This is a genomic window from Kribbella orskensis (assembly GCF_004342085.1).
Lineage (GTDB): Bacteria > Actinomycetota > Actinomycetes > Propionibacteriales > Kribbellaceae > Kribbella > Kribbella orskensis.
In genome coordinates this window covers 1-16,531 of record NZ_SLWM01000017.1, presented here as the reverse complement: position 1 = coordinate 16,531, position 16,531 = coordinate 1, and the positions used below count along the sequence as shown (strand labels likewise).

General features: G+C 67.5%; 17 protein-coding genes. 6 read left to right on the top strand and 11 right to left on the bottom strand.

The genetic code is table 11. The features are described 5' to 3' along the window. Positions 1–321: 321 nt before the first annotated feature. Positions 322–396 (bottom strand): 50S ribosomal protein bL37, encoded by a 75-nt coding sequence (locus tag EV644_RS48210; protein WP_369759046.1) that lies wholly within the window; start codon positions 394–396, stop codon positions 322–324. Between the two features lie 170 nt (positions 397–566). Between EV644_RS48210 and EV644_RS32205 the strand changes: the two genes are divergently transcribed. Continuing rightward, the gene (locus EV644_RS32205) at positions 567–2,018 is read left to right on the top strand and encodes an HD-GYP domain-containing protein (RefSeq protein ID WP_241999069.1); all 1,452 of its coding nucleotides are present in this window, start codon (positions 567–569) and stop codon (positions 2,016–2,018) included. After that, complete coding sequence (locus EV644_RS32200; protein WP_132193085.1) at positions 2,018–3,295, top strand: HD-GYP domain-containing protein; 1,278 nt, start codon at positions 2,018–2,020, stop codon at positions 3,293–3,295. Before EV644_RS32205 ends, EV644_RS32200 begins: the two co-directional genes overlap by 1 nt. Here the strand turns inward: EV644_RS32200 and EV644_RS32195 are convergent. From EV644_RS32195 to EV644_RS32185, 3 genes are all read right to left on the bottom strand, one after another. After that, positions 3,257–3,838 carry a DUF5317 family protein gene (locus EV644_RS32195; protein WP_158292980.1) on the bottom strand — a complete coding sequence of 194 codons (582 nt, stop codon included), beginning with the start codon at positions 3,836–3,838 and terminating at the stop codon, positions 3,257–3,259. The genes EV644_RS32200 and EV644_RS32195 overlap by 39 nt on opposite strands. A 153-nt stretch (positions 3,839–3,991) precedes the next feature. Continuing rightward, positions 3,992–5,644, bottom strand: a complete 1,653-nt coding sequence (gene mctP / locus EV644_RS32190; RefSeq protein WP_132193083.1) for a monocarboxylate uptake permease MctP — start codon at positions 5,642–5,644, stop codon at positions 3,992–3,994. Continuing rightward, positions 5,641–5,910, bottom strand: a complete 270-nt coding sequence (locus tag EV644_RS32185) for a DUF3311 domain-containing protein (protein ID WP_132193081.1) — start codon at positions 5,908–5,910, stop codon at positions 5,641–5,643. Before EV644_RS32185 ends, mctP begins: the two co-directional genes overlap by 4 nt. A gap of 94 nt (positions 5,911–6,004) precedes the next feature. On the opposite strand from EV644_RS32185, the gene EV644_RS32180 reads away from it, so the two are divergent. Beyond that, complete coding sequence (locus EV644_RS32180; RefSeq protein WP_132193079.1) at positions 6,005–7,036, top strand: endonuclease/exonuclease/phosphatase family protein; 1,032 nt, start codon at positions 6,005–6,007, stop codon at positions 7,034–7,036. 13 nt (positions 7,037–7,049) lie between these two features. Here EV644_RS32180 and EV644_RS32175 read toward each other — a convergent pair whose 3' ends face one another. Next, positions 7,050–7,955 (bottom strand): DUF2785 domain-containing protein, encoded by a 906-nt coding sequence (locus EV644_RS32175; RefSeq protein WP_132193077.1) that lies wholly within the window; start codon positions 7,953–7,955, stop codon positions 7,050–7,052. Positions 7,956–8,058: 103 nt separating this feature from the next. Here EV644_RS32175 and EV644_RS32170 point away from each other — a divergent pair, with 103 nt between their 5' ends. Next, positions 8,059–9,534 (top strand): sensor histidine kinase, encoded by a 1,476-nt coding sequence (locus EV644_RS32170; RefSeq protein ID WP_132193075.1) that lies wholly within the window; start codon positions 8,059–8,061, stop codon positions 9,532–9,534. A 126-nt stretch (positions 9,535–9,660) separates the two neighbouring features. Here the strand turns inward: EV644_RS32170 and EV644_RS32165 are convergent, their stop codons facing one another. After that, positions 9,661–9,912: a WhiB family transcriptional regulator gene (locus tag EV644_RS32165; protein WP_012922773.1), complete on the bottom strand. Its 252-nt coding sequence runs from the start codon at positions 9,910–9,912 to the stop codon at positions 9,661–9,663. A 460-nt stretch (positions 9,913–10,372) separates the two neighbouring features. On the opposite strand from EV644_RS32165, the gene EV644_RS32160 reads away from it, so the two are divergent. Beyond that, the gene (locus EV644_RS32160; protein WP_132193073.1) at positions 10,373–10,783 is read left to right on the top strand and encodes a hypothetical protein; all 411 of its coding nucleotides are present in this window, start codon (positions 10,373–10,375) and stop codon (positions 10,781–10,783) included. A 31-nt stretch (positions 10,784–10,814) separates the two neighbouring features. Here the strand turns inward: EV644_RS32160 and EV644_RS32155 are convergent, their stop codons facing one another. The 5 genes from EV644_RS32155 to EV644_RS32135 form a co-directional block, all read right to left on the bottom strand. Beyond that, entirely contained in the window at positions 10,815–11,606 is a 792-nt protein-coding gene (locus EV644_RS32155) for an RNA polymerase sigma factor SigF (RefSeq protein ID WP_132193071.1), read from the bottom strand. Next, a complete protein-coding gene (locus EV644_RS32150; RefSeq protein WP_132193069.1) occupies positions 11,603–11,995 on the bottom strand; it encodes an ATP-binding protein in 393 nt (130 codons plus the stop codon). The genes EV644_RS32155 and EV644_RS32150 overlap by 4 nt, the downstream gene beginning before the upstream one ends. Before the next feature lie 151 nt (positions 11,996–12,146). Then, entirely contained in the window at positions 12,147–12,899 is a 753-nt protein-coding gene (locus tag EV644_RS32145; RefSeq protein ID WP_132193067.1) for an amino acid ABC transporter ATP-binding protein, read from the bottom strand. After that, entirely contained in the window at positions 12,899–13,720 is an 822-nt protein-coding gene (locus EV644_RS32140) for an amino acid ABC transporter permease (RefSeq protein WP_199240116.1), read from the bottom strand. The genes EV644_RS32145 and EV644_RS32140 overlap by 1 nt, the downstream gene beginning before the upstream one ends. Continuing rightward, positions 13,717–14,565 carry an ABC transporter substrate-binding protein gene (locus EV644_RS32135; RefSeq protein ID WP_132193065.1) on the bottom strand — a complete coding sequence of 283 codons (849 nt, stop codon included), beginning with the start codon at positions 14,563–14,565 and terminating at the stop codon, positions 13,717–13,719. Before EV644_RS32135 ends, EV644_RS32140 begins: the two co-directional genes overlap by 4 nt. Positions 14,566–14,922: 357 nt before the next feature. Between EV644_RS32135 and EV644_RS32130 the strand changes: the two genes are divergently transcribed. Then, on the top strand, positions 14,923–16,122 hold the full coding sequence (locus EV644_RS32130) for an NAD(P)-dependent malic enzyme (protein ID WP_132193063.1): 1,200 nt from the start codon (positions 14,923–14,925) through the stop codon (positions 16,120–16,122). Positions 16,123–16,531: the final 409 nt, after the last annotated feature.

The following is a 16,531-nucleotide window of genomic DNA, read 5'->3' as shown; positions in this document are numbered from 1 at the left end:
GCCTGCTCGACGATGGATCCAGTAGCCAGGGACCCCATCCCACCGGCTAACTGTACGGACGAAGGCCCGGTCCGGGCGGCGGTCGTCCACAGGCGGGATCTCTGGAAGGCCGGACCGCGGGGGATGAGACCGGCGGAACAATTCATGTCGATCCGTGTTTGGTCGCTGACGAATTGCGTTTCGACAGATTAGCGGTGAGTACTCAGTCTGCTGCACTGGGTATACGAACCAGTGGGATTATTGGCCTTGTTGTGACATGTGACCAAATTGCAAGGACCCCGGTTTTTTACCCGGGGTCCTCGCTGTACGTAGCCGCCTGACTCAGGCGTTGGGGCGCTTGCCGTGGTTCGCGCCCTTCTTCTTGCGTGCGCGACGCTTGCGGCCGGTCTTGCCCATTTGAAAGCCTCCTTGTAACAACTGCAAAGAGTCACAGTCTCTCATACCAGAACGCGGGCATGAGCATCGTGCGGCGAGTCACGGTCTGGCTTACAGTGTTTCGGCGCAGTCCTGATGAGCAAAATTAGTTCTAGTCAGCGATGTGCTGTCTGCCCCCCTGTGCCCGCACCATGGCGGACACAAGACCGCGACCGCTGATCGGAGGTGACGTACTATGTTCGGTGACGTCTGGGACTGGTGATCCTTCTGGCATGGAGGGGCATGACATGACGTGGCGCCCACGTGCCAGGGCACTATGGCTTGTTGTCGCGTTGACAGCAGCCCTTGCCATCGCCACGTTGGTGTTCGCCCTGTTTGAGGTCCAGAACGGTCTCGTGGTGGCGGGGCTGTGTCTGGTTGCTCTCATCGCGAGTTCGTTGCGCTCGGTCCACACCCAGCGACAGATCGAACTCGTCTCGGTGGTCCTTGTCGCCGTGTACGTGATCGCGGGCCCCGCGGCGGCCGTCATCGTCGCGGCAGTCGCCTCCCTGATTCAGGCGCCGGCGCCCAAGATCAAACTCATCTTCAACAGCGCCCAGCGCGTCCTGTCCGCTGCCGGTGCTGCGGTCGCCTATGCGGCCCTGGACGGCCCGGTGGGGAAAGAGGTCTTCGACCGGGTACCCGACGCGCTCATCGCGACCACCGCGGCCAGCATCGTGCTGCAGATGGTCAACGCACTGCTCGTATCGATGGTCCTCATCCTCGAACGCGGGCCGGGCGGTGTCGGGGAGTTCTTCCGGCACGTGGTGCGCACCACCGCGATCCCGGTCCTGGGCTACGGTCTGCTGGGCCTGTCGATGGCTGTGGTGTGGCTCGGCGGCCTGAACATCTTCGCGGGTGTGCTGATCCTCGGCCCGCTGGTCCTCGCCCGGTGGGCACTGTCGCAGTATGAGGCGGAGAAGACTGCGCAGGCCGCGACCATGCGAGCTTTCATCCAGGTGATCGAGACCAAGGACCTTTACACCCGCGGTCATTCCGAGCGGGTCAGTGAAGGAGTCGGAATACTGGGGCGCCAGCTCCAGCTCAGCGATGAGCGGCAGAGCGCGCTCGAGCATGCCGGCCTGCTGCACGACGTCGGCAAGGTGGGGGTGCCGACCAGCATCATCCGCAAGCCGGGGCGCCTGGACGACGCCGAGATGGACGCGATCCGGCTGCACCCCGCACGAGGCGTCGAGCTGATCGGCAACATCCCCTTCCTCGAGGAAGTGAAGTCGGCGGTGCTGCACCACCACGAGAAGTACGACGGCAGTGGCTATCCGGCCGGTCTGGCCGGCAAGAACATCCCGTACTTCGCCCGCATCATCGGCATTGTCGACGCCTTCGACTGTCTGACCTCGACCCGTTCGTACCGGCCCGCACGGGAGGTGGAGGAGACCCTGGCGATCCTGGTCCAGGACCGCCACACCCACTTCGATCCCGAGCTGGTCGACGCGTTCGTGCAGGTGATCCGGGCCAAGGGCTGGAAGGCCGCCGTCGATCAGCCGGCACCGGACGGCAACGTGCAGGCCAACGTCGATCACGACGACCTGAGCCTCGGCAGTGGTGGCGGCGCCTCTGGTTCAGCGGCGGGTCCGATCGCTTGATGAACGCAACCAGCCAAAGCTACCAGGTCAGGGTCTCGGGTAGCGGTGTTGCCATCGTTCTCGCCGCGGCCACCCTCGGCCTGGCCGCACTGATCCTGACGATCGAGCGCGGCCTCACCGGCTGGTCTTTCGCGATCACATTCGGCGTCCTGATCTCCGTCGGCGAGATGGTTCAGTTCAGGGTGGACCGGAGTCGCAACCGTGCTCCGATCGCCACCAGCGCCGCGCTCGGCTACGCGATGCTGCGGGGACCCGAGGTCGGCGTACCGCCCGATGTCGCGCAGGTGGTTGCCGTTGTCACCATTGCCACCATCGCCGGCCTCGTTCCTCGCGTGGTGGCGGGACTTCGCTGGGAGGTGGTGATCTCGGCCCGCCGCGTTCTGTCGGTGGCCGCCGCCACAGCCGCCTTCTCCGCGGTGATTCCAAACGACATGCAGTGGGACGGCACCTGGTCCCACGCGCTACCGCTCACCGCCGCGATGTTCCTGGCTGTGCTCACCGCCGGGATCAGCGACGCGCTGGTCGGCGCGGGGCAGGCGACCGAGGCTTTCAACAGGCCATTTCCGGCCGCACTGCGCGATGAGCTGGTGGTGCTGGCACGGATCGGGCTGGGCATGGGTATCAGCGGGGTGCTGCTGGCCTCTTGCACCTCTCTGGTTGGCCTGTGGGCGCCGCCGCTGATCATTGTGCCGTTGTTGCTGACGCAGTTCGCGTTCCGCCGGTTCGCGTCGGCGCAGCGGACCTACCGGGCCACCGTGCGGTCGATGGCCCGCAGTACGGAGATCGCCGGGTTCAGCAGTCCGGGTCAGAACGCGCGGACGGCTCAGCTGGCCATTGCCATCGGCAACGATCTGGGACTGACGCCGGCGCGGATGGAGGCGTTGGAGTATGCAGCCTTGCTGTCCGGGGTCGGACAGTTGGCGTTGGCGGACCCCAGTCCTGGTGGGGCTTCCTTGTTGCGGAACCGGGAGGAGCGGCAGCAGGCGGCCGAGATAGGGGCCTCGATCATCGAGCGGTCCGGAGTGCTGGACCACGTCGCGGAGATCGTGCGGCACTCGAACGATCCGTACCGGCAGGGGCGGGCCAACAACTCCGACATCCCGGTCGAGAGCGGGATCGTCAATATTGCGCTGGCGTATGAGCAGCTCGCTGGTGAAGGTAGTGGGCAGAGCGCGGCGAAGGCGATGGAGAGCATCGGGCTGGGGATCGGGGCGGAGTACGACCCTGTGGTGGTCGAGTCACTGCGGCGCGTTGTCGGGCGCGGTTTTCGCTTCTAGGGCGGACCAGGTGGGTGGTTCTTCCACCGGGGCCCGGCCGGTGCCGCCCATGCCCGCGTAGAGGAGGAGGCCGGCGCCGGCGGCGATCAGTACATCGCCCGGGCTGACCGCCTGACCGTTTCCCGGCAGCGCGACCGGTACTACGTCTCCCAGCCAGGGAAGCAGGGTCTGTACTCCGGACAGCTCGTGGCGCGGGTCTTCCACGAAGCGGTCGAGGCCGGCCCGTTCCAGGGCTGCCACGGAGACGGGCATCGCGCCGTTCAGGGCGGCGACCAGAGCGTTGGCTCCGAAGCCCACGGCCAGCAGCGCGACACCGGGACGGAACACATTGAGCCGGAGGAAGACGCCGATGCAGACGGCTGACCCGATCAGCCCGACGGGGTAGGCGATTCCGCCCGTCACAGAGCCGAGGAGCTGCCCTGTGGCGGCCGCGGCGAGCCAGTGGACTCCGGTGAGGGTGTTGTCGGCCAGGCGGGTGAAGCGGCCACCAGTCAGCAGCGCCGCGACCGCGGCGAGCAGCATGATGAGGAAGACCAGCAACATCTTGGCGATTCTGCCGCGCCGATCGCCGCATCCCCCGAATCCCGAAACCTCCCAGCGTGTCGACATAACCGCAATCCGTAACGGTGGGTCGACAAAGCACCGCGGCCCCTCTCCCCGGCGTACCGGAGAGAGGGGCCGCGAGAAGCCGTGCGGTCAGGACCTGGCCGGAGCCGCACCATCCTCGTCGAGGAGCTCGGGGAGGTCCTTGACGCCCGGATCGCCCGCGTCGGCCAGGTAGTCCGTCGAGTGCGTCGCGTCCTCACCAGAGGGCACGTTGAGCGCTCGCAGGATCAGCGTCAGCACGATCGTCACGATCAGGTTGATCCCGAACGCGGTCAGGCCGATGTAGACCTGGGTCTCGGTGAACGGGATGTTCGCCAGCGACCCACCGAAGTGCTTCTTGGTCGCCGGGTTGATCACGTTGTACGCCGAGATCGTGCCGAACACCATCGCCACCGCCCAGCCGGCCAGCAGCGCCCAGCGGTGGAACCACCGGGTGAACAGACCGACCACGATCGCCGGGAACGTCTGCAGGATCCAGATGCCGCCCAGCAGTTGCAGGTTGAGCGAGATCGTCTTGTCCATCCCGAGCACGAAGATGAGCGCGCCGAACTTCACCAGCAGCGACGCGAGCTTCGAGACCTTGGCCTCCTGTGCCGGGGTGGCGTCCTTCTTCAGGAAGTCGCGGTAGATGTTGCGGGTGAACAGGTTCGCCGCGGCGATCGACATGATCGCGGCCGGGACCAGCGCGCCCACCGCGATCGCGGCGAAGGCGATGCCGGCGAACCAGGCCGGGAACTCCTGGTCGAACAGCCGGGGGATCGCCAGCTGCGGGTTCGCCAGTCCGTCCAGGCCCTTCACGTTGACGTTCGCCTTGATCGCCATGAAGCCGAGCAGCGCGAGCAACCCGAGCAGCAACGAGTACGCCGGCAGGATCGCGGCGTTCCGCCGTACGACGTTGCGGTTCTTCGTCGAGAGCACGGCGGTGACGGAGTGCGGGTACATGAACAGCGCCAGCGCGGAACCGAGCGCCAGCGTCCAGTACGCCGAGTAGCCCGCCTCGCCCGGGATGAACGACCCGGTGGGCTTCCCGGTGGCCGGGTTGGTCGTCTCCATCTTCGTCTTCGCGGCGTCGAAGATGCTGTCCCAGCCGCCGAGCTGGCCCGGCAGGTAGAGGATCGCGGCCGCGATGACGAGGTAGATCAGCCCGTCCTTGACGAAGGCGATCATGGCCGGCGCGCGCAGACCGGACGAGTACGTGTACGCCGCCAGTACGGCGAACGCGATCAGCAGCGGCAGGTCCTTGGCCAGGGTGTTGTCGCCACCGAGGCCCATCGTCTCGAAGACGGCCTGCATGCCGACCAGCTGCAGCGCGATGTACGGCATCGTCGCCAGGATGCCGGTCACCGCGACCGCCAGCGAGAGGCCGCGGCTGCCGTAGCGGCCGCCGACGAAGTCCGCCGGGGTCACGTAGCCGTTGCGGTGCGAGACCGACCAGAGCCGGGACATGAAGATGAAGATGATCGGGTAGACCACGATCGTGTACGGCACCGCGAAGAAGCCGCTGATCGCGCCGGTCGCGTACATCGCCGCCGGCACCGCGACGAACGTGTACGCCGTGTAGAGGTCGCCACCCAGCAGGAACCAGGTGATGAAGGTGCCGAAGCCCCGGCCGCCCAGACCCCACTCGTCGAGGCTGTCGAGCTCACCGGTGCGGCGCCAGCGGGCAGCCATGAAGCCCATCACCGTGACCGCGGCGAAGATGACGATGACGATGATCAGCTGAACCCAGTCGACGTCGTTCACAGGTCACCCTCCTTGCCTGCCGCGCCGTCGAGCCCCTGGGCCGCCCGGCGTTTCCGTTCCACGCCCATCACCAGCCGGTAGCAGATGCTCACCGTCGCAGCGGAGATGAACACCCAGAGCAGCTGGTACCAGTAGAAGAAGGGAAACCCCCACAATCGGGGTTCGTCCTTGGCGTAGGTGGAGACTAGAAGTGGTACGACAATCGACAACGCCAGCAGAACGCCGGCTATCCAGTACGCGGGCTTGACCGCGGACAGCTTGGACACAGCAACCTCCTCGGGACACAGGCGCAACGGCGAACGCTACCGTTCAGCCACGCACAGCGACTAGACCTCCGTCGAACTAGATTCAGGGTGGGCCATGGACGCAGCAGGAGCATGGCAAGTACGGCGAGTCGTCCTGTCCGTTCTGTTCCTGCTGGTGGTTGCCCTGCCGCTCTATCCCGAGCTCTACGGGCTGGACGAGGTGACCCCCTTCACCCAGCTGGTCGCGTTCCGGCCGCAGGCGCTGGTGCTCGTTCTGCTGGTGGGGATGGGCATGCTGTTCCGCTGGAACTGGCGGATCGCCGCTGTGCTGACCATCCTGCTCGCCGTCACCGGTGGCGCGCTGACAGCGCCGAGGTACCTCTCCGACCCGGAGCCGCCACCGCCGGGGACCCGGGAGCTGACGATCATGGTGGCGAACGTGCTCGGCGGGGGAGCGGATGCCGGTGAGGTCGCCAAGATCATCCGGCTCCGGCAGCCCGACCTGGTGTCGTTGCCCGAGGCACAGGCCGACGTACGGCAGGAGATCGAGTCACACCTGCAGGGCCTGCACTACCGCGGCTACACCCAGCAGGCGAACTCGGCGGTGGAGAGCGCGACCAGCGTGCTGGTGTCGGACTCGCTCGGCGAGGTCGAGTTCCGGTCCGAGACGCTCGACCCCAGCAGGGTCAGCGCGCAGCAGCCCGGTACGACGGACACCGCGCAGACGACCACCCAGTTCGGCCACGTGATCGTCACCGGCGGCAGTCTCGGCAACCTGCGGCTGATCGCGTACCACGGCTACCCGCCGCTGCCGTCCGAGGTGACCACCTGGAAGCAGGACCTGCAGGTGGTGAAGCGTTGGTGTGCAGCGGGTCAGCCGACGATCGTGGCCGGCGACTTCAACGCGACCATCGACCATGCAGACTTCCGGAGCGCGCTCAGGGCCGACTGCAAGAGCGTGGCGCCGTCGGCGGGAGCCGGTCTGCAGGGGACCTGGCCAGCGGATCGCCCGGCGTTGTTCCGGACCCAGATCGACCATGTGCTCGTCACGGACGGGATCACCCCGGGCAACTTCAAGACGTACGAGATCGAGGGCAGCGACCACCGGGCCGCGGTCGCCAGTGTTGCCGTGCCCAGGAGCGAGTGACCCACAGCTAGCTCTAGGTCTGGTTGGCCGCCGGGCGGTAGATGTACGGCTGGGAGGACCGGACGGCCTCGGTGAGCATCAGCAGCATGTCGGCGCGAGCCTCGATCGGCCGGCCGAACAGCTCGTCGTCGCCGGGGATCGGGAAGCCCTTCACCCCGATCGCGAGCTGGCTCAGCAGCACGTGCAGGACACCGCGGGCGTTGAAGACCGACGGGGTCGGCCACTCGGGCAGCGTCTCGTGCATCAGCGGCTGCTGCGCCGCGGTCGCCGCGACCGGCTTCAGCCAGCGCTCGAGCTCGTCGCTGGTCAGCATGTTGCGGTGCAGGACCGTCATCACCGCGTGCGCGACCCGGTCGTGCTCCTCGTGCACCCAGCGGTACTGCGTGTCCTTCACGATCCGGTCGGCGAGGACGTCCAGCAGCGCCCGCAGTACGCCGGCATCACAGTGACGGGAGCGGGCCAGCGCGCCGATCGCGTCCGCCCCGTGCGCCACGGCATGGGCCCAGCCGCAGTCCGCGACGTAGCCCCGCAGGTCGCGTTCGCGCAGCAGCCAGGTGGCCAGCCGGTCGCCCCAGCGCATCACCACCTCGTCGTGCACCAGGAACTCGGCGTTGTCGCGGTGGATCACCTCCGCGAGCGTGAGCGCGGTGAAGGAGCGGCGGAACACCGTATCGGTGCCGTCCTCCCCGAGCCCGTAGGCGAGTCCGGCGCAGAGACCGTCACCGAAACCGGGCAGCAGGTCGTCGTAGATCCCGCGCTCGAGCCAGGTGGCGAGCGTCGGATAGGCCAGCGCGTCCCGCACCTGCGGGTTCGTACTGGCCAGGCCACGGACAAGCTCCTCGGTGAGGTCGGTCAGCGCACGGTCGCGCGGTACCGCGTAGTCCGCGGCCATCACGTCCTGCCAGTACGTCGACTCCACCGATGCATCCTTTCACTTGGACCTGCTCAATCAACACCCATCCGCGAGATCTGTCGAGCCTGCTGCCCGGCCCGGGCTCGTCGCGTGCCCTAGGCTCGACCTCGTGCCGTCCTTGACCGATGTGGCGCGGAACCACACGACGCTGGACCAGGCGGACCTGGACCGGCTGCAACTGCTGGTCTCCGACTGGCAGATGCTGGCCGACCTGTCCTTCGCCGACCTGGTGCTCTGGTTGCCCGACATCGAGGGGCTCGGCTTCTGGGCCGGAGCGCAGATGCGCCCGACCACGGGACCCACGGCGTACCTGGACGACATCGTCGGCAGCTTCATCCCGCGCGACCGCAGGCCGCTGCTGGACCAGGCGTACGACGGCGGCCGGATCTGCCGCGAGGGCGACCCCGAGTGGCGCGACGACGTCCCGGTCCGGGTCGAGACGATCCCGGTACGCCGGGGCACCCGGGTGATCGCCGTGATCGCGAGGAACACCAACCTGCTGGGGGTCCGGACCCCGTCCCGACTGGAGATCGCCTACCTGCAGAGCGCCACCGACCTGGCCCGGATGATCACCGACGGCATCTTCCCGTACGGCGGGGAACGCCTGCTGTCGACGACTCCCCGGGTGGGGGACGGCTGCATCCGGGTCGATCGGCACGGCATGGTGACGTTCGCCAGCCCGAACGCATTGTCCGCGTACCGCCGGATGGGACTCGTCACCGACCTGGTCGGCAGCCGGCTGAAGGAGATCACCGCCGAGCTGATCCACAGCGGCCGCAAGGTGGACGACGTGCTCGCCTCGGTGCTCACCGGCCGGGCGGCCAAGGAGCTCGAGATCGAGAATCCCGAGGCCACCTTGTTCCTGCGGGCGATCCCGCTGCGGGCCGACGGCGAACACGTCGGCGCGCTGATCCTGCTCCGCGACGTGACGGAGCTGCGGAGCCGGGAGCGGGAACTGGTCACCAAGGAGGCGACCATCCGGGAGATTCATCATCGCGTCAAGAACAACTTGCAGACCGTCGCCGCGTTACTCCGGATGCAGGGCCGACGGATCACCGTGCCGGAAGCCCAGGCCGCGCTGGCCGAGGCCGTCCGCCGGGTCGGGTCGATCGCCATCGTGCATGAGACCCTGTCCGAGTCCTTCGACGAGCATGTGGACTTCGACGACGTGGCGGACCGGGTGGCGGCGATGGTGGCCGACGTGTCGACGGTGTCCACCCAGGTGGAGATCCGCCGGACCGGCAGCTTCGGCGTACTGGACTCCGAGGTGGCGACCCCGCTCGCGATGGTGCTGACCGAGCTGATGCAGAACTCCGTCGAGCACGCGTTCAGCACCCGGGCGGGTGGAGACGCGTCGGGCAGGATCGAACTGGCCGCCCAACGCTCGGTCGGGCGGTTGCGGGTGGTGGTCACCGATGACGGCAAGGGGCTTCCGGAGACCTTCGACTCCGAGACGTCCGGCAACCTCGGCCTGTCGATCGTGCGCACCCTGGTGATCGGTGAGCTCGACGGGGTGCTGGAGTTCCACCCACGCCACGACGGGCCCGGAACGACGGTGGTGCTCGACGTTCCGGTGAAGGAGTGAGCCGGGTCGTTATCCCTGAACAGCCGTGGGTCCTTGTCCACAGTTCTTCAGATACAACGCGCTGCCCGGGTCGAACTGGCAATCGAAAGGCCCCGCGGATCCCGCGGGGCCTGCGTCGTGGTCTGCTCAGGCGGTACGGATGCGAGCGCGGGCGTTGCGGCGCTTGAGAGCGCGTCGCTCGTCCTCGCTCAGGCCACCCCAGACACCGTGGTCCTGGCCGGCTTCCAGCGCCCAGGCAAGGCACTGCTCACGCACGTCGCAGCGACGGCACACCTGCTTGGCCTCCTCGATCTGCATGATCGCTGGCCCGGTGTTACCGATGGGGAAGAACAGTTCCGGGTCCTCATCGAGGCAAACGGCCCGGTGGCGCCAATCCATGGCGGATCCCATCTCTCTCAGTAGTTTGTCTGCGCTGATGGTGGTCTGTGCCCAATCAGCGCGCCTGTACTCGCACGGGGGTGGTGCGAAGCGTTGTGAACGTTTTCACGAACGCCTCCATGTTCCCAATCTCGGGTTGACGAAACAAGGGTTCTGGACTTGTCGATCCGATCACAACACTTCCTTAACACTACGAACCGGTGCACAGCGGTTCACCGCGTCCGCAATACGGACGAGCTGAGCTTCCAGCAATCACCCGTTCACTGCAAGTAACCGATCGAACGGCCCTGAGGTTACGCAAAACCTCGAATCCCTGTGGGGCTGAAGTTCTCCGACCCTGATGGGTGCCGGGGGCAGAGGTCGTCGTCCCCACGCGCCCACCGTCCACTGCCGATGGCCCTCACCACAGGGGAAGAAGGAGCCGACCAGACCTGGACGGGTTACTACTAGGCTTGCGGTTGTGCCGACCGAATCCACGCCGTCCACCGCTCCGCGCCCGCTCAAGCTAGCCTCGGCTGTGGTCGCTGGGGAAGGGCTCGTGGTCGCCGTTCTCGGAATTGTCGAAGCTATAACGATCAGCGACGACAGGCTCACTCTCGGGCTGACCACCGCCGCCTTCCTGCTGCTGTACGGCGGGGCGCTGCTGCTGGTGGCTCGTGGGCTGTTCCGGACGTCCACCTGGAGCCGTGGGCCGGCCGTGTTCGCCCAGCTCATCCAACTGCTGATGGCGGTCAGCTTCTGGGGTGGATCGACCAAGCCCGTTTCCGTGATTCTGGCCATCGCGGCAGTCGCGGTACTGGTCGGGATCTTCCAGAAGGTGTCGATGGAGGCCTTGGCCGACAATCCGACCAAGGACCGTCCAGTCCTCTAGCTCCGGGCCCTGAGGGCCGCTCCAGCCGGTGTCACTCCTTGAGGAGGCCGGTGCGGAGTTCGGTGAGGGTGCGGGCGAGCAGGCGGGAGACGTGCATCTGGGAGATGCCGATCTCCTCTGCGATCTGGGACTGCGTCATGCCGCGGAAGAACCGCAGCGTCAGGATGCGCTTCTCCCGGGTGTCCAGCTGGGCCAGCAGCGGTTTGAGCGACTCGCGGTACTCCACGCTCTCCAGTGCCTCGTCCTCGCCGCCGAGCCCGTCCAGCACGGTCGTGGCGTCCGCCTCGTTCTGGTCCGGGGCGTCCAGGGACAGCGTGTTGTAGGCGTTCGCGGACTCCAGGCCCTCGATCACCAGGTCGGGGGACAGCCCCAGCCGGTCGGACAGCTCGGCGACGGTGGGGGCCCGGCCGCGCTCCTGGGTCAGCTCCGCGGTCGCCGCGGTCAGCGAGAGCCGGAGCTCCTGCAGCCGGCGGGGGACCCGGATCGCCCAGCCCTTGTCCCGGAAGTACCGCTTGATCTCACCGAGGATCGTCGGGGTCGCGTAGGTGGAGAACTCCACCCCGCGGTCGGAGTCGAACCGGTCGACCGCCTTGATCAGGCCGATCGTGGCGACCTGGACGAGATCGTCGTACGGCTCGCCGCGGTTGCGGAAGCGGCGGGCCAGGTGTTCCACCAGCGGCATGTGCAGCGAGACCAGGCCGTCGCGGGCCAGGATGTGCGCGGGGTCGCCAGGGGTCGCGGACGCCATGGCTTGGAAGAGGCTGGCAGTGCGGGTGCGTAGGTCAGGTTCCTGGGGCTCGGCCAGGGGTCGTTCGTCGGTCACGCCTTCTCCGAGGCGGTGGCGGACGCCGACACGGTGATCGTGAGCCGCCCGTCGACGGTCTCGGCCACGACGGACTCCACCAGTGCGGTCAGTACGGTCCAGCCGAAGGACGTGGTGTCCGGCTTCCACCCGTTCGGCACGACGGCCGACGTACGGACGGTCAGCTGCGGCGGGTCGATCGCGAAGACCAGTTCGAGCACGCCGTCGGCGGCCTGCGGGAGCAGCAGCGCGCAAGCCTCGTCCACCGCGATCCGCAGATCGTCGATCGCGTCCACGGTGAAGTCGTTGCGGGCCGCGAGATTGCCGACCACCGACCGCGGGACCGCGATGTAGGCGCTGTCCGCGGGAATGCTGAGGTGAACCTCGGCGGGTCGTCCGGTGCTGCTCACAGTGCTGTGCCTCCCTGGCGGGCTGATCTCCTGGGCTGTGGTCGGCCCACCGCCTACATCTTCCACCGTGCGGCCGTTCTCTGCACAGTCACAACGGCTGGGGCCGGTCCCGCCCAGCGGAACCGGCCCCGGATTCGAGGAATCGCCCGTCCTACGTCGGTTCGACGTGGGTCGGGTTGAGCACCCGGGCGAGGAAGTTGCGGGTGCGGTTGTGCTGCGGGTTGCCGATCACCTCGGCCGGCGGGCCCTGCTCGACGATGACGCCGGCGTCCATGAAGACGACCCGGTCCGCGACCTCGCGGGCGAAGGCCATCTCGTGGGTGACCACGAGCATCGTCATCCCGTCCAGGGCGAGCTTGCGCATCACCGTCAGGACATCGCCGACGAGTTCGGGGTCGAGCGCCGAGGTCGGCTCGTCGAACAGCATCAGCTGCGGGTCCATCGACAGCGCCCGGGCGATCGCGACCCGCTGCTGCTGTCCGCCGGACAACTGCATCGGGTAGGCGAGCACCTTGTCGTTCAGGCCGACCCGGTCCAGATTGGCCCGGGCGATCTTCTCGGCCTCGGCCGAGCTGCGCTTCAGCACCGTCGTCTGGGCGACCGTGCAGTTGGCCAGCACGTTGAGGTGCGGGAACAGGTTGAACTGCTGGAACACCATGCCGATCTGGGAGCGGGCGGCGTCCAGGTGACAGTCCCGGTCGGTGATGTCCTCGCCGCGGACGATCACCTGGCCCTCCTCCGGGACCTCCAGCAGATTGACGCAGCGCAGCAGCGTGGACTTACCCGAGCCGGACGGCCCGATCACGCAGACCACCTCGCGCTGCTCGACGGTGAAGTCGATACCGCGCAGGACGTGGTTGGTACCGAACGACTTGTGCAGGTTCTTGATCTCCACCAGTGCCATCAGCGCGCCCTCGCAGCCTTCGCCTCGAGCCGGCGGACCAGGATGCCCAGCGGCAGGGTGATGATCAGGTAGCAGAAGCCGGCGGTGACCAGCGGGGTCAGGTTGGCGTAGGTGTTCGCCAGGTCCCGGCCGAACCCGGTCAGCTCGTACGCCTCGGCGCTGGTGCCGATGATGAACACCAGCGACGAGTCCTTCACCAGCAGGATCAGGTCGTTCGTCAACGGCGGCAGCACGATCCGGAACGCCTGTGGCAGCACGATCTTCCGGGTCGCCAGGCCGAACGGCATGCCGAGCGAGCGGGCCGCCTCGATCTGCCCCTTCGGGACCGCCTGGATGCCGGCCCGGATCACCTCGGCCATGTACGCCGCGGCGACGATGCCCAGCGCGAGCCAGACCACGCCGTACGGGTCGAGCGGGATCGTCAGACCCTCGAACGCGAGCGGCAGCAGGCTGAACGCGATGAACACCACGATGGCCGGCAGGCCCCGGAAGAACTCGATGTAGGCGGTCGCGATCCAGCGGTACGGGCCGACGCTGGACAGCCGCATCAGCGCCAGCAGGGTGCCGCCGAGCAGGCCGATTACGAAGGCGCCGGCGGTGTACTCCAGCGTCTTGACCAGGGCTTGGAGCAGACCGTCCTCGAATGCCGCCTTGATGTACTGCGGCTTGAAGAAGACGCTGACGATCTGGGACCAGTCGGCCGTGAAGGCCGCCACCAGGACTAGTGCGATCAGGATCGCGTACTGGATCCAGCGGGAGCGCTGAGCCCGCTGCCGCGGGCTCAGCCCCTTCCGCTCAACGGTGTCGATCGGTGCGCTCACTTCTTAGGCTCAACCCCGAACCACTTCTTGTAGATCTCGTTGTACTTGCCGTCGGACTGGGCCGAGGTGAGCAGCGTGTTGAACTTCTCCACCAGCTTCGGGCCGCTGCCGTCCTTGAGCGCGCCGAAGCCGTACTGCTCGCCGGTGTTGAACTCGGCCGCGACGGCGGTGTCCGGGTTCTCCTTGACGAAGTCGTAGAGCACGCCGTTGTCGTTGATGCCGGCGTCGACGCGACCCGACTTGACGTTGTTCTCCTGCAGTGCGAGGTCGTTGAAGACGACGACCGTGAAGCCGATCTTCTTGGCCTGCTCGTCGGCGAAGTCCTTACCGGTGGTGTCGGCCTGGACCCCGACCTTCTTGCCCTTCAGGTCCTCCAGCGACTTGTAGGGGGCGTCCTTCTTCACCAGCAGCACCTGGGTGGCGTCCATGTACGGCGCGGTGATGCTGATCGCGGCCTGCCTGGCCGGCGTGATCGTCATCGCGCCCATGCCCATGTCGCACTTCTTCGCCTGGAAGGCGGCGCCCGAGGTGACCTGGGCCCACTCGATGTTGACGACCTCCTGCTCCAGGCCGAGGTCCTTGGCGAGCAGGTCGAGCAGGTCCACGTCGAAGCCGACGACCTTGTTGCCGTCCTTGTACTGGAACGGCTTGTACGGCAGGTGCGTGCAGACGGTGAGCTTGCCGGACTTGACCAGCGTGATGCCGGCCGCCGCGGCCTTGTCCTCGCCTCCTCCGCCACTGCTCGGTTCGTCGCTGCCGCACGCGGAAAGGACGAGAGCGAACACGGCGACCGACGCGGCGGCGGCCATGACCTTACTCTTGCGGAGGGTGGGGACGATGTTCATCGCTAGGACTCCTCGACACTTGTACTGGAACTCCGGTCCAGACGTTACCGGCCCGGAATGACCGCATCCTGACACAGCAGGCAGGTGCCTGTCGGCTGGTAACGGTCGCCGAGACTCGATCGTCACCGTCCCGCCGCATCCGCGGGCCCTGTGAAGACCTTGTGGGGGTGCTCACAGAGCAGACCAGTGCCGCCTGTGGTTTACTCGTAGCCACGGGTGACCCCCGAGTGGCAATGGCGGTGCTCGACGCACCCGATCGAACCGCCCCAGCCCCCACTTCCCTGTAACCGCTTGCCCACCCTTCGTGGTGGGCCGCTCTGCCTTTGTCTCCGCTCCGCTGTTCATCGAAGGGTCACCATGGTTGCCGAAGCCTTCCCGTCCGACTCCGCCTCCGACCCGTACGCCGGTGATCCGGTGTTCGACCTGCACGTCGGTGGCAAGATCGAGGTCACCTCGGCCGTGCACGTCACCAACGCCGACGAGTTGTCGATGGCCTACACCCCCGGCGTCGCCCGGGTCTGTACCGCGATCGCCGAGAACCCGTCGCTGGTCCGCAAGTACACCTGGAAGTCCAACGTGGTCGCCGTCGTCACCGACGGCACCGCGGTACTCGGACTCGGCGACATCGGGCCGGCCGCGTCGTTGCCGGTGATGGAGGGCAAAGCCCTTCTCTTCAAGGAGTTCGGCGGCGTCGACTCGGTGCCGATCGCGCTGGACTGCACCGATGTGGACGAGTTCGTCGAGACCGTCGTCCGGCTGGCCCCGACCTTCGGCGGCATCAACCTGGAGGACATCTCGGCGCCGCGCTGCTTCGAGATCGAGCGCAAGCTGAAGGAACGCCTCGACATCCCGGTCTTCCACGACGACCAGCACGGTACGGCGGTCGTCGTACTGGCGGCTCTGCGCAACGCCCTCCGGCTCACCGACAAGTCCATCGAGGACATCCGGGTGGTCATCTCGGGCGCGGGTGCCGCCGGGGTGGCGTGTGCGCGGATCCTCCTGCAGGCAGGCGTCGGCGACCTGGCCGTTGTCGACAGCAAGGGTGTTCTGTCGGAGGATCGGGCCGATCTGAACCCGGTGAAGTTGTCGCTGGCCAAGGACACCAACACCGGCGGTCTGTCCGGCCGGCTGGTGGACGCGCTCGATGGCGCCGACGTGTTCCTCGGCGTCTCCGGCGGCACAGTGCCCGAGGAGGCCGTCGCGCGGATGGCGCCCGGGGCGATGATCTTCGCGCTGGCGAACCCGAACCCGGAGGTCCACCCGGACATCGCCCACCGGCACGCCGCGGTGGTCGCCACCGGTCGCTCCGACTTCCCGAACCAGATCAACAACGTGCTCGCGTTCCCGGGGATCTTCCGCGGCGCCTTCGACGTGAACGCCTCCCGCATCACCGAAGGCATGAAGCTCGCCGCCGCCGAAGCCCTCGCCGCGCTCATCTCCGACGACGACCTCCGCCCGGACTACGTGATCCCCTCGCCGTTCGACCCCCGGGTCGCCCCGGCCGTCGCCGCCGCCGTCGCCGATGCCGCCCGCCAGGACGGCGTAGCCCGCGGCTGACCCCGCAGAGCAACCAGTACGCCGGTACGCCGTGTCCCCTGCGCTCGGCGTATCGGCGTACTGGTCTCCGCGTTCCGGTCAACCCCCGCGCCCGAATCCGCCGCCCTCTCGGGGGTCAACCCCCGAGAGCCGGGGTAGCCCACCGAGATTCTGGGCGGGCAACCCTGCTGCTCCGGCGTCAACCCCTGAACGGCTGTGCAAGCCGCACCTGGGCACGCCAGCCGCGAGCGCCGGTATGACCGACAGCTCCCGGGCGGTGTTTCGCCAGTTCGGCAGGCGCCCCTGGCGGTCTGTCCGACGACTGGCAGCTTGTAAGAGCCTGTTGGGGAATGGTTTTGGCTGGCGGAGGTCAGGGGTGTTGGTGGGGCTGTGGGTGTTGGGGCCCTGGGGCCGGGGCCTGCACCCTGGG